The sequence below is a fragment of the Cellvibrio sp. KY-GH-1 genome (genome assembly GCF_008806975.1).
Classification (GTDB): Bacteria; Pseudomonadota; Gammaproteobacteria; order Pseudomonadales; family Cellvibrionaceae; genus Cellvibrio.
Map to the genome: position 1 here is coordinate 1,456,851 of NZ_CP031728.1, position 13,391 is coordinate 1,470,241.

At 45.7% G+C, this 13,391-nt stretch carries 9 protein-coding genes and 1 pseudogene; 6 read left to right on the top strand and 4 right to left on the bottom strand.

Annotated elements, in window-relative coordinates; genetic code table 11:
• Window positions 1–81 precede the first annotated feature (81 nt).
• From D0C16_RS06245 to D0C16_RS23990, 3 genes and pseudogenes are all read right to left on the bottom strand, one after another.
• Window positions 82–2,136 (bottom strand): serine hydrolase, encoded by a 2,055-nt coding sequence (locus D0C16_RS06245; protein ID WP_151031515.1) that lies wholly within the window; start codon window positions 2,134–2,136, stop codon window positions 82–84.
• A gap of 342 nt (window positions 2,137–2,478) precedes the next feature.
• A pseudogene (locus D0C16_RS06250) lies at window positions 2,479–3,937 on the bottom strand (peroxidase family protein); the annotation flags it as partial.
• A complete protein-coding gene (locus D0C16_RS23990; protein ID WP_191968657.1) occupies window positions 3,918–4,085 on the bottom strand; it encodes a hypothetical protein in 168 nt (55 codons plus the stop codon). The gene D0C16_RS23990 and the pseudogene D0C16_RS06250, both read right to left, overlap by 20 nt.
• Before the next feature lie 870 nt (window positions 4,086–4,955).
• On the opposite strand from D0C16_RS23990, the gene D0C16_RS06255 reads away from it, so the two are divergent.
• The 6 genes from D0C16_RS06255 to D0C16_RS06275 all read left to right on the top strand — a co-directional run bounded on the left by D0C16_RS06255 (window position 4,956) and on the right by D0C16_RS06275 (window position 12,587).
• On the top strand, window positions 4,956–5,285 hold the full coding sequence (locus tag D0C16_RS06255) for a hypothetical protein (RefSeq protein ID WP_151031516.1): 330 nt from the start codon (window positions 4,956–4,958) through the stop codon (window positions 5,283–5,285).
• Window positions 5,286–5,385: 100 nt separating this feature from the next.
• Window positions 5,386–6,396 carry a SulP family inorganic anion transporter gene (locus tag D0C16_RS24390; protein WP_225318926.1) on the top strand — a complete coding sequence of 337 codons (1,011 nt, stop codon included), beginning with the start codon at window positions 5,386–5,388 and terminating at the stop codon, window positions 6,394–6,396.
• Between the two features lie 90 nt (window positions 6,397–6,486).
• Entirely contained in the window at window positions 6,487–6,981 is a 495-nt protein-coding gene (locus D0C16_RS24395; protein WP_225318927.1) for a hypothetical protein, read from the top strand.
• A complete protein-coding gene (locus D0C16_RS06265) occupies window positions 6,978–9,965 on the top strand; it encodes a DUF2309 domain-containing protein (protein ID WP_151031517.1) in 2,988 nt (995 codons plus the stop codon). Before D0C16_RS24395 ends, D0C16_RS06265 begins: the two co-directional genes overlap by 4 nt.
• A complete protein-coding gene (locus D0C16_RS06270; RefSeq protein ID WP_151031518.1) occupies window positions 9,962–11,281 on the top strand; it encodes a proton-conducting transporter membrane subunit in 1,320 nt (439 codons plus the stop codon). The genes D0C16_RS06265 and D0C16_RS06270 overlap by 4 nt, the downstream gene beginning before the upstream one ends.
• 4 nt (window positions 11,282–11,285) lie before the next feature.
• Window positions 11,286–12,587, top strand: coding sequence for a proton-conducting transporter membrane subunit (locus tag D0C16_RS06275; RefSeq protein ID WP_151031519.1), 1,302 nt, complete (start codon window positions 11,286–11,288; stop codon window positions 12,585–12,587).
• Between the two features lie 146 nt (window positions 12,588–12,733).
• On the opposite strand, the gene D0C16_RS06280 is transcribed toward D0C16_RS06275, so the two are convergent.
• Window positions 12,734–13,357, bottom strand: coding sequence for a glutathione S-transferase family protein (locus D0C16_RS06280; RefSeq protein ID WP_151031520.1), 624 nt, complete (start codon window positions 13,355–13,357; stop codon window positions 12,734–12,736).
• Between the last annotated feature and the right edge of the window lie 34 nt (window positions 13,358–13,391).

The window sequence follows — 13,391 nt, forward strand, 5'->3', positions numbered from 1 at the left end:
ACCCCACAAATGCCTAATGATTCAACGAGCATTTGCGGGGTAAAAAATGTTGTTAACGAATAAGATTTCCAGCAAATCCCATTAAAGATTAAACGGAACAGATACTTTGCCAAATTTTATCGTGGGTAAAATTGGACTAAACATGGGAACGCCGAATTGGGCGAATAAATCATGGGTCGGCCAACTCGCCGGCGGTAACTGTGCTAACTCTGGATAAATATCCGGAGTACCACTCCCACCATTACAAAACACAGCAAATCCCCATCCATCATTACGATAAAGAATTCGTGTACTCACGCCCGGCATTCCACCACCATGTTCAAACACTCGCAGAGTATTGGATGCCGCCCATGAATCCCATCCATTTGCATAATTAGGCATTTCAACATCGGTCGCACTTTTATAAATGGAAGGCACAGTCCACATCGCATCTACCGTGCTTTTTTGCAATAGCGGATTACCGAGGCTGGTTGCAAAGGCCGCAAGAATTTTTGCGTAGTCGACAGGTGCCATACACCACCCGCCAAACGCATCAAAAGTTGCATAATCTTCACCACCATAACCAAGTGGAACTAATGGCCGAGCACCTTTGGGATTACCGGAAACCACACTCGGAAGGATACGTAAGTCATCCCACAGATCAGCGTCGTGCTGACGCACTGAACCGGGTTTTTGGGCGCTTTGCGCCACAGGTGTTCTATGAGGCCGAGTTAAACCCAAGGGTTTAAAAATATGTTGGCTCACCGCATCAACATAAGACAAGCCCAATTTTTTCTCAATGATCAACCCCAATAATAAATAACCCAGGTTGCTGTATTGCTGTTGAGTGCCAGGCGTAAACTGCAGCTTCTGACTCGCCATATAAGCCGCAATTTGTTGCTTGCTAATTGGTAAAGCAGTTTGCCCATAAACTTGGGTTACCTCTTCGACAGTCGGCAAATCGTAAACTTTACGTCTATCCCAACCCGCCGTGTGAGTTAACAGATGCTGTACCGTAATATTTTTAAACTGACTATCAATTGTTCGTCCTGGAGGCGCAGTCAAATTCAAAATCGATTGCACATTGGTATCCAAGGACAACTGCTTTTGCTGAATGAGTTGATGAATGGCAATGGAGGTAATTGGTTTGGTGCAACTCGCCAAACGGAACATGGAGTCCGGTTGGGTTAATGGGTAATCAGGCTCACCCCAGGTATAGCCTCGCGCAAATACCAAACGCCCCTGGTAAGTTACTGCCACTCCGGTAGCGCGGGTACCATTTTGCTGCATAAATGCTTTCACTTTAGTATCAATAGCACTCATTGCAGGCACCGCCTGGCCAGTCATAGTAAACTTGCGCTCATGCGGTAAAGCCTGCTGAGTGAATAGCGCAGCAAACCGCGCATTACTACCTGTGCCACCCGCTTGCACACAGACAGGAAAAAAGCCTTTCGTCGTCCACTCATTAAACTGTTGCTGATATTGCGCGCTCGACATTCCATGGCGTGCCACCCATGGCCCGATGCTGTCTTCTCGGAATACAGACAGGTAATTACCATCTGGCGAGACAGTCACAAAACCAGGGCGAGCCCACTGCTGCGACTGAGCGTTAAATCGAGTTTGATATTGATCACCAGTTTCTTCCTTCAACCCGGTAATACTCCACAGAATACGCAGGGGGTTTGGATCTAGCACAATGGCATAGCGACGGTTATTAGGCTCGCCATAGCTGGAAATCCAGCGCGGAATCCACTTTTCTGTCCGCGCTTTACTAATCCAGTGTTCGAGCGTCGCCGGATCTTTATCCGAACCTCTGATTAATCCATAGCGAGTGAGGGAAACGCCGTGATTGGATTGCTCCATCACCGCCGCAAATACAGGATTATTAGAAGGCCCCGTTACCGAAAGAATGGTTGGACTGAAACCTTTAGCAGCCCAGATATTAAAGAAGTTTTGAAAGTCAGCGGCGGAGGCGCCATGAATGCCCGCAAAAGCAGGCCCCGCTTTTTGCACCCAAACCGCAGCATAAAGTGGATTTTCGCGCGCTCCATACACACTGATTGATACCGGACGATAGCCTTTAGGCACAAAAGTATCCCATTGCTGTTGATAGTCAGCATGCGAACGATCATGGGTGGCAACAAATGATACAGACATATTAAGCTCCTTTTATTGAGTATCTTTAAGAGGAAAATTTTGCGAGGCATTACCAGAACCCATACGGGAACTACAATCGTTAATAAACGATTAGGAGAAATTTTAATGCAACAATATCGCAAAAAAATAGCCGATTTAAGCTGAATTTACTGTAAGTCATTTTCCGGGAAGTAAATAAATCACCAGTAACATGTGACTTTTTGACTAACAGTTTGTTAACTATTCACAATGACATTCTAATCAAAAAAAATTGGCATTATTCCCGTAAAGAAAAACAACAAAAAAGACGCAATGATTCATAACCATTGCGTCATACTGGTAGATACCAATAGATGTAAAACGTTACTTCACATCAAAACGATCCAGCATCATCACTTTGTTCCAGGCACGAACGAAGTCACGTACAAATTTTTCATCCGCATCGTCGGCCGCGTAAATTTCGGCGATAGCACGCAGTTCAGCTTGCGAACCGAACACTAAATCTACCGGTGTTGCTGTCCATTTCAACTTGCCGGTTTTGCGATCCACTCCTTCATACATGCCTTCGGTTTTTGCCGACTTCTTCCACTGGGTGGACATGTCCAGCAAATTCACAAAGAAATCATTACTCAAGGTACCGGGCTTATCAGTGAAAATACCATTGTTAGAACCGTCGGTATTCGCACCTAATGCACGCAAACCACCTACCAACACCGTCATTTCAGGGACAGTCAATGACAAATAATTCGCGCGCTCTACCAGCGCTTCTGTAGGCGACAAGTAACTAGCCTTGGAGTAGTAGTTGCGGAACCCGTCAGCGGTTGGCTCTAATACTGCGAAAGATTTTTCATCAGTTTGCGCCTGGGTTGCATCTACTCGGCCAGGAGTAAACGGAACTTCAACCGCATGCCCCGCTTGCTTTGCCGCTTGCTCAATCGCTGCCACACCACCCAACACAATCGTATCTGCCAGCGAAACTTTTTTATCGCCCGTTTGCGCCTTATTAAAATCCACCTGAACTTTTTTTAACGACTTCAAGACTTTCGCAATTTCTTTGGGATTATTGACAGCCCATTTATTTTGCGGCGCTAACTGAATACGCGCACCATTTGCTCCACCGCGCAAATCTGTACTACGAAAGCTGGCTGCCGATGCCCATGCAGTGCGAACCAATTCAGATAGGCTTACACCCGAGCCCAGAATTGTAGTTTTCAACGAAGCGATATCTGCAGCATCAATCACTTCATGATCCAATGCGGGCAGTGGATCTTGCCAAATCAAATCTTCTTGAGGAGCATCGGCGCCAATGTAACGAGCGCGCGGTCCCATATCTCGATGAGTCAATTTAAACCAGGCCTTTGCGAAAGCCAGTTCGAACTCTTTGGGATTTTCTTTGAAGCGCAGTGAAATTTTGCGGAATTCAGGATCTTCTTTTAACGCCAGGTCAGTCGTAAACATGATCGGTGCATGGCGTTTGGATTTATCGTACGCATCAGGAACCAAGTTGGCCGCCTGACCATCTTTAGGAACCCATTGAATTGCACCGGCCGGGCTTTTGGTTTGAACCCAATCAAAAGCAAACAAATTATCCAGGTATTGAGTCGTCCAGGCGATTGGATTAATTGACCATGCCCCCTCAAGGCCGCTAGTTACGGTATCACCCGCCTTGCCTTTACCGCACTTGTTGGACCAACCCAAACCCTGCCTTTTCCACTTCCCAATCGTCTTGACGACCACCAGCGAACCCGAAAGTTTTAAAACCCATCGACTCCAGCGCCACATTTCCGGTGAGCACCATTAAGTCAGCCCAGGAAATTTTGCTGTTGGCGTAAAGCGCTTAAATCCAATTGGGCTGGCCACCAGAAATTGTTTGTTGTGACATTAGTGTCTGCCGGGGCGGCCCCGGAATGCACAGCTATTGAAATACTCAATGCAAGTGCTGAAACCACTGGAATGGATTTTCTCAACATAATTTTTTCCTCTGTAGTGGGTGTAAGCGAAGTGCTGAAACTGGATTTAAGATTATTGAAATGACAAATCCTTCAGGCGTGACACCTCATTCAGCATGCACCTGAATACACCGATGAATAGTTCTAGAAAGTTGATCAGGATAATCGTCGCGCGAGGCGAAATACAGGGCACCTGATCTACGGGGAGATTATAAAAACAACACAGATGAGAAAGATTTTCATTTTTAACTATGAGGTAAGTAAATATTTTTAATTAACTGTTTTGAAATCAATTGAATATCCTCCATGCAGCCAAAGGACCAAAAACCAATCAGTATGCTTACACATCAAGCATCGAAAATGATCACAACGATGACGAACTCTGTAATTCCTGTTTTTAATTAATGCAATTATCCGCATCACATCCGTGAACTATGAGTAGAATCGTTTATTAATTTTACGTTTCTAAAAAATAGTTTTTTTAATTTTAGGATTAATTTCGATTAGCAAAAATACTAATTTCACCGCCATAAACTAGCCTAATAATCAATTAGAAATCCAAGAGAATAATGCGTGATTAGCCAAGTAACGGCTAACAGGAATATGTGACACTTATGTGATTTTACGCCTGATAGCATTTCAATTTTTAACGAAATATTAACAGCATAAAATTTCACTAATTTGACCCTATTCATATTTTTTAGTTTTAAATTCAACAACCGAAAATCAATGATAATTAATGCGACTTTATATTTATCACCCTGTTGCTTATCAAAAACAACCTACTTATGATCGCGCCGAATTTTAGTGATTTACAAATTGCTTCCCGAGATCAAGGCCGATCCAAACGACTGTCATTCAATACGTCTAGTAAACCTAAAGTAATTTACTATGCAATCAACAGCACAAAAGGCATTGATTCTGCTCTGGCTAATTTTTTTCGCCAGCAATGCGCTTTTTGTGTCATACCCCAGCAACCCATCAAGCGAACCCCATAAAAACCTATTCGCGGCCGACCAAAATTCCGGCTCTGATGAGTTTATCGAAATAGAAAGTTTCGACAAAAACATTGATGACAAGATAGATCGCTACTCCCAGCCTCCTTATTTCTTTGCAGCGCTAGCAGTCGCATCCCCATTTTTCATTTCACCCTACTTAAAAATAAAGCGTTTTTTCTTCGTAAAAAAATCGCGCGCACCACCACTTAGCCTCATCGCGTAATCCAGCGCCTTCTTTTTATATTTTCTAACTAACCGCTCCTTGCTGTTGAATTTCTAGCAAGCAGACTACTATTTTTTCCATTTTCCATAGGGAGATACTTATGGCAACGTCCTACACCTCAAATTTAGGCCGACCGACCCCGGCCGATTTAAAATCAGGCTTTCTGGTATTTTTAATCGCACTCCCGCTGTGCCTGGGCATCTCAATTGCCAGTGGATTTCCGCCTGCAGCGGGGATATTAACAGCGATTATCGGAGGAATACTTTCAACATTTGTCGGGGCGGCAAAGCTCACCATTAAGGGCCCCGCGGCCGGCCTGATTGTCATTGTGATTGGCGCTGTGATGGAGCTGGGGCAAGGCGATATGCAACTCGGCTACGAACGCACGCTCGCAGTGGGTGTAGTCGCAGCAATGATTCAAATCGGATTTTCGTTAATGCGCGCCGCGTCACTCGGCGTAATTATGTCGCCATCCGTAGTTCACGGAATGTTAGCGGCGATCGGCGTCATTATTATTTCAAAGCAATCCTACGTGATGATGGGAGTAAAACCGACCAGCAAAGAGCCATTGGAATTGCTCTCACACATTCCTGAAAGCCTTCCCCACGCAAACCCCTATATTCTCCTTCTAGGGATTATCTCATTAGCAATTCTATTTATTCTTCCCAAAATGCCCTGGAAAGCCGTGAAAGCCCTGCCCGCGCCAATTTGGGTATTGCTGGTAACTATTCCACTTTCATTGGTGTTTGGCTTTCAAAACGCACACGATTACACCTTTGCAAATAAAGCTTACCATTTAGGGCCTGAATACCTTGTGCAGTTGCCGAGCTCACTGCTGAGCATTTTTACCTTTCCGGATTTCTCCCAAATTTTTTCAAGCGTATCCATTAAGTACATCATTATGTTTTCGCTGATCGGCACCATCGAGTCAACCCTCAGTGCGTTGGCGGTAGATTCGATGGACCCAAACAAAGGGAAAACCAACCTCAATAAAGACTTGTTCGCGGTGGGTCTGGGCAACCTGGCCAGTTCATTCCTTGGCGGCCTGCCGATGATTTCTGAAATTGTTCGCAGTAAAGCAAACGTAGATTCCGGCGCTAAGTCCCGCTAGTCCAATTTTTTCCACGGGGCATTTCTACTATTATTCGTAGCGTCAATTCCTGCACTGCTTAATCTGATTCCACTCGCGGTTCTCGCGGCGATGTTGGTATTTACCGGCGCACGTCTCGCGTCATTTTCACAATTCACCCATGCTCGAAGCATTGGTATTGATCAACTTGCCCTTTTTTCCACCACACTGATTGTCACTTTGGCAACCGATTTATTGATTGGCGTAGCCACCGGCCTTGCCTTAAAACTCTGCTTACACCTGCTCAGGGGCGTCACACTTAAATCCTTGTTCGCCCCAAAAGTAAAAGCACATCAAGAACATAACAATTTACACCTGGAAATTCAGGGTGCAGCGATATTCAGTTCGATCATTCCACTGCGTAGCGCATTGAAAAAACATGCCGGTTCTGTAGAAAACGTGATTATCAATTTCACTAATTCTCATCTCATTGATCACACCTTCCTCGCCAATATGGATGCGCTGGAGCAAGAATGGCCACAATTAACCTTTACCTTGGTTGGCCAGGAAAACCTTAAAGCGCTAAGCGATCATCCTCACGCCACCAAACAAAAGGTGTACTCATGAACGCGTCAGCAAAATTAATCAACACCCAGCCGGATTCCCGGCTGGAGGCGCTCAGCGAAATGATTGCAGAACTTGGCCATTATCTCCCGAGCCAACCCCCGTTACACGCGTTTGTCCACCACAACACCTTGCATCATTTTGAACATTTACGGTTTGAGGATGCGGTTGTCAAAGCAGGAAAATTATTTGACGCAGAGCCCTATCTCAAGGAATCAGAATACCATCAGTTTTTGGAGAAAAATCGCATCACCGCATTAGATATTGATGCGTCGGTTACTGATTATCTGTGGGAGTTTCCATACCCCAACGACTCAGTGTTGAACTTATCTGCCAAAGACTTTTTCGTCCAACGCTTGCAAAAATTTATTCCGGTTCCCGAAGGGGCGACGATTGATTATTTAATTGATGAGCAAAGTCTTCTGGGAAAACTCTCCTCGCTGGTGTCAACGGAACGTGCAACAGAGCTTTCCCGCGTGGCAAGCCTTCATACCGGCGAACCCTCCGTTGGCAAAGCCATTCCGCAATTTTTACAAAAACTGTGGAAGGCCTTCAAAAGCGTAAACATCGACTTCGTAACACCGCCGCCACAACCAAAACGATTGCGTGACTATATTCTTGGCTTAACGAATAGCGATACCGATGAACTGGTAAACCCCATTTTAATCAGAATGTCAGCCGCTTATTTAGACCAGGGAATTGCGCACTGGTCCATGCCAGACCGCGAGCAAGGTTTACTGCATTGCTTCAAGACACTCTACAGCCAGCCTTTCAGTGGACCAAATACTCTACTGAAAAACCTGAGGACATTACTTGAGCGTCCTGAGATAAAACAGGCGTCGGCGTTAGAAGTTATTGATTGGGCATTGAAAAAGATAAATATCAGCACGAACGAAGAGTCTGAGTTTTTGCTCCACACCTTGCTCGCACTGCGTGGCTGGGCGGGGATGATTCAACATTTTGAACAACGGCCTGACCGAGCGCCGGTACAAGCGCTAAACGCGCGCTTGAACGATTTTCTCGCCATGCGTTTATTGCTGGAAGTAGTTGTGGGAGAGCAATTGCTTCACCAACATTGCGCGATACGTTTTGACTTTACTGAAATAAAGTTGCGCTATTCGGCGCAAGTAGATAACCACGACGAAATCCAGAATCGCAAAACTAAAATTATTTACGAAGCCTTTATTGCTGCGCAATCTATGCCCGTATCAGCCGAATTGCTGTTCAATGATGAATCGGCACTTACCTGGATTAAACACATTCACCATCTCGATGACACTCTACGCAGACGTTTGTTACATCTAGCCTTTGAGGGGCACCACCGGGATCAAACACTGACTGCTTTACAAATACACAGCAAGACGGTACTGCCGACTATTGCTCCGCAAAAAAAACCAATCGTACAGGCAGTTTTTTGTATTGATGATCGAGAGGAGTCCGTTCGTCGACATATCGAAGAAATATTGCCCAATAGTGAGACCCTTGGCTTTGCCGGATTTTTTGGTGCGGCAATTCAATACCAAGGAATGCACGACATTCGCTCCAAGCCCCTTTGCCCGGTCGTCATCACGCCGAAACATTTTATCCAGGAAGTCGCGGAAAATACTCACGCGCATACAAGCTATAAGTTCAAGCAAAAAAAAATAGGCCAATTGAAATATCATCGCGATGTGTCAAGCAGAACCCTAACGCGCGGCACGATCTACACCGCCCTGCTTGGTTGGTTCAGTATAGTCCCGTTGATTTTGCGCAGTGTCTCGCCTAGCCTCTACATTAAAATTGAACACTTACTTCATGCTTCCGTGGGCGACGCCCCCAAAAGTCGCCTGATAATTGAAAGTGAACATGAGCATGAAGAGCCCTTAAAAACCGGCTACTCCGTGAAGGAAATGAGCGATATTGTTGAAACGACACTAAAAACGCTCAACATTCTTCACAATATCAGTAACCTGGTTTTTTTCGTGGGGCACGGCTCCTGCAGCCTCAACAATCCCCACGAGGCGGCTCACGATTGTGGCGCGACCGGAGGAGGCCGTGGAGGCCCCAATGCTCGAACGTTTGCTGCTATGGCTAACCATCCCCTGGTACGGCAAACCCTGGCGTTGCGCGGGTTGGCTATACCGGAAACCAGCTGGTTTATTGGTGCTTACCACAATACCTGCGACGATTCATTCACCTACTACGATGAAGATTTGTTGCCTGAAACATTAAGTGACCAGTATCAGCAAGTTAAATCCGCGTTTGATCGAGCAAGCATGCTCGATGCCCATGAACGCTGTCGCCGTTTTGAAACGACTCCCAACAACATTTCCGTGAACGAAGCGCTTGAGTATGCGCAAATTCATTCAAACGATCTGGCAGAGCCAAGACCTGAATACGGTCATGCTACCAATTCGATTTGTATAGTCGGACGCAGGGCACGTAGTCGCGGACTGTTCCTGGATCGCCGCGCATTCCTCGTATCCTACGATCCAACGGCAGATGCCACCGGACAAATATTAAAAAATTTGTTGACGGCGGTTGGTCCTGTAGGAGCCGGCATTAATCTCGAATACTATTTTAGTTTTATAGACCCGGTTAAATATGGATGCGGCACTAAACTGCCTCACAACATCTCAGGGTTAGTAGGCGTAATGGACGGCCACGCGACTGATCTACGCACGGGATTGCCTTGGCAAATGGTGGAAATTCACGAACCGGTCAGATTGTTAGTCGTAGTAGAGAGCACACCGGAACAACTGGAACAAATTCTCAACACCACGCCTAGCCTGGTTCCTCTCATACTGAACCGTTGGATTCAAGTAGCGGCACTGGACCCCCATTCGGACCAATGCTTTATGTTTACTCCACGCGGCTTTGTGCCCCACATACCGACCAGTGAAAAACTCGAAGCATATCAAAACTCCGCCCACTATTATCGTGAATCCAGGGAATTCCTGGCACCCACACAAATCTTCGCCGCCATGCAAACCGAGTCCAACCTATGAACCACCTATTAATTTTTGCATTTTTGCTTCCATTTACTAGCAGCTTACTGCTCGGCTTGCTAATGATGCTTAAGAAATGCCAACGTGAAATTTTCTACTCCAAGTTTACTTACGGTGTATTCGCTCTGAATATTTCGCTATTTATGGCAATTTTCGCTGCAAGCTTGTCGCCTGTAATTCAAACCGCTGTCGCACACTCCGCAGAATTTTCCAACCATACTACATTAGGCCCTATTGCGATTCTTGCAGATACCTACTCAAGTATTTTGGATATTTTCTATTGCTTATTAATCTTACTCATCTCCATTTTTTCGCGCCGCTATCTCCATAAAGATCCTGGCTATTTTCGTTTTTATTTCTTTTTGAATTTGTTTGGCGCGGGAGTGCAGACGACGTTAATCGCAGGCAATCTCAGCTTAATGATGATCGGCTGGGAAGCAGTAGGCGTTGCATCAGCGATGTTGATTTCGTTTTTCTTTGAGCGAGTGAAACCAGTCGAACATGGCCTGCGCGCATTTTTTACTTATCGAATCTGCGATCTAGGGTTCGTAATCGCCTTTATGTTATTGCACACAGCCAATCTTCCTACGTCGTTTAATTTTTGCTTTAACGAACTTTGGCAAACCTTGCCCAGCCCCACTAGCAGTGACACCGCATTACTCATCGGTTTGGCATTAGTATTTGCTGCATCCGGAAAATCGGCACAACTCCCATTCTCCGGCTGGCTACCCCGAGCGATGGAAGGCCCCACTCCTTCCTCCGCCATTTTTTACGGGGCGATTTCGGTTCATTTGGGTGCATTTTTGCTGTTACGTTGCGCTCCACTCATCGAACAGTCTGTGTTGCTAAAAGGAGTAATTCTGATCATTGCTATTACGACTGCAATACACAGCACCTTGTCCGGGAGAGTACAAACGGATATTAAAAGCTCCCTTGCCTACGCTTCTTTGACCCAAGTCAGCGTAATCTGGATAGAAATAGCGCTCGGGTTTCACACTCTTGCGATTATTCACATGATCGGGCATGGCGCGCTTAGGAGCCTGCAGATTCTCAAATCGCCCAGCGCACTTCACGAACACCAACACTTGGAGGAAGCCTTGGGCGCACAAATTCCACCGAAAGCACAACACCTGGAAAAGCTAATTCCCGGATCATTGCAACGCTGGTTATATCGTCACAGTCTGGACCGCGGCTATGCAGATGCAATTATATTTAGTTGGATCTTCGCACCCATGAAACGCTTGCTCAACTGCATCGAGCGCATTGATCAAAAATGGGTGAACCTCATTAACAAAACACCAAACGCGGGTAACTGATAGCATGATTCACCTACTTCATCTGGTAATAGGCACTGCCCTGGCATTCGCGGCATTTTCTATTGATAAAAAATCAGAAGCGATAAAAGCAAAAATATTAGCAACCCGAATTGGGTGGCTGTTGGTTTTTATTACAGCAACAGCGAGCATAATTCAACACAGTAACTATCCCGCTGGCACCGAGCCAATCGGCAACTATTTACTGATTAACGGAAATATTCCCTGGCTGGAGCTATTTCTAAGCTTGAGTGTATTAATCGCTGTTTCATTTGCTTCAATTAAAGATCACACAACACTAACGTTTAAAGCAATTCTATACTTTGCTGCCTTGGTAAATATTTCATTTTCAATTAACCATTGGATCGCTCCCGCATTAGGTTGTGCGCTGGCAACTATTTACGCAGTTGCTTTCTATCAACGCATAGGAAAAAGCCAAACCGCAATTTTTTCGATCTACCAACTTAGTGGTTTAGCAATATTATTGCTTGGAGTATTTTTATTTGAAGCTACGGAGTTTCAGCAATTTGGCATGGGGCTAATTGTGTTAGCGATGGCTATTCGTCAAGGGCTATTTCCCTTTAGCAGCGCCCACATCCACTTTCTGAATAATGCGCCTTTTGGGTTTGGATTTTTATATGGATGTTTACATCTTGGACTTCTTGGGTTTTTAACAACACGATCAATTGACTGGAGTCACACTGGTTTAACCCTCTTGGCCGCCAGCGCTTGCATAACCTGCTTAGGCGCAGCGCTGATAGGATTAAATCAAAAGGATGGAAAACGTTCAGTAAACTATTTAATGTTAAGCCAGTCGGGTTTTATGACCTTCGCCTGGGCGATTAATCACGGACAATTAACATCCGATTTATTAATGATGTGGTACAGCACAGCCATCGCCCTGATTGGTTTCGCGGGTATATTGCACTGCCTCGCCGCGCGCCGGGGAACTCTTTCCCTGGCCAGCCCGAATGGCAACTACGCACACACACCGAAAATGGCAACCTTTAGTCTATTGATGGGCTTGGCAAGCGTGGGGTTTCCATTAACACTGGGTTTTTCTGCCGTAGAAGAGATTTTTTTGCACAGTTTTGCTAACTCCCCTTGGCTAACAACGATTGTTGTGTTGGCAGTATCGATTAACAGCATTAATGTCATGCGTTTGTTCTTTATGCTGTTTACCGGGCGGCGAAAAAATCTCTACGAACCGGATTTAACGTCGCACGAAAACTGGGCTGCTACATTGAACATACTTGTGCTTTTTGCTGGAGCCTTGGTGCCCTATTCACTGATCGCTACGCTAAACTAAACTCATCAGGCCCCGGGCAACGACGGGGCCAACTCGCGTAAAATAATGAGTGTAATATCGCGTGCAAAAATGAAACGCACTAATCACAAACCCTTGATCCAAGTAAAATGTATGCGCACCTTGGTAATTAGCTATGAGTGAGCGCATCAGACCTTCGGCACGCCTGGGCCAACAGAGGGGAATTTTAAGTACTCAGGATGCGACTCCATGCGCGTTGATAAATCGACCAAGGCCGGAAATTGCGCAGCACGAATCACATCCGACAATTCTGTACACGCAAATCGCCAAATTACTGCGGCCGCAATACTTGCATGACCAAGGGATTGAAAGTTTTTCGGGTGCTTATTGATTACTTCCTCTAACCCACAGAACGCCGCCAACAACTGACCTGTTGCTCTTTCAATCCAGGGTTCATATTGCGCCACTACCGGACGCAAATTGCGCTCGTAATAAACCGCTACGCACTTTTCAGCCGCTGCCAGCGCAAGGCTTACCGCACGAAACTCATGCTGCAACTCAGCGTGATCGCGCGGCCATAAAGAACGCGAATTGATCAACTCAGCGAACTGCAAAATTAGCGACGAGTCCATAATGACTTCGCCATCATCGCAGATTAAGGTCGGCGCCTTTACTACGGGATTGATTGACTGGAACTTATCAAAATCGCTGAACACTGAAACTGCTTCATGTTCAAACGGGATTTTGAGTGCTTCAAGCGTAATAGCTACGCGACGAACGTAGGGGGAATCGAGCATTCCGATGAGTTTCATTTTTAAAGCACTTAAATTTTTACAGGGTATTTTT

Bases quoted from the DNA above. Each gene is read 5' to 3' on its own strand.
- D0C16_RS06280 (WP_151031520.1), bottom strand. From the start codon at position 13,357: ATGAAACTCATCGGAATGCTCGATTCCCCCTACGTTCGTCGCGTAGCT.
- D0C16_RS23990 (WP_191968657.1), bottom strand. From the start codon at position 4,085: ATGTTGAGAAAATCCATTCCAGTGGTTTCAGCACTTGCATTGAGTATT.
- D0C16_RS24390 (WP_225318926.1), top strand. From the start codon at position 5,386: ATGGCAACGTCCTACACCTCAAATTTAGGCCGACCGACCCCGGCCGAT.
- D0C16_RS24395 (WP_225318927.1), top strand. From the start codon at position 6,487: ATGTTGGTATTTACCGGCGCACGTCTCGCGTCATTTTCACAATTCACC.
- D0C16_RS06255 (WP_151031516.1), top strand. From the start codon at position 4,956: ATGCAATCAACAGCACAAAAGGCATTGATTCTGCTCTGGCTAATTTTT.
- D0C16_RS06265 (WP_151031517.1), top strand. From the start codon at position 6,978: ATGAACGCGTCAGCAAAATTAATCAACACCCAGCCGGATTCCCGGCTG.
- D0C16_RS06270 (WP_151031518.1), top strand. From the start codon at position 9,962: ATGAACCACCTATTAATTTTTGCATTTTTGCTTCCATTTACTAGCAGC.
- D0C16_RS06245 (WP_151031515.1), bottom strand. From the start codon at position 2,136: ATGTCTGTATCATTTGTTGCCACCCATGATCGTTCGCATGCTGACTAT.
- D0C16_RS06275 (WP_151031519.1), top strand. From the start codon at position 11,286: ATGATTCACCTACTTCATCTGGTAATAGGCACTGCCCTGGCATTCGCG.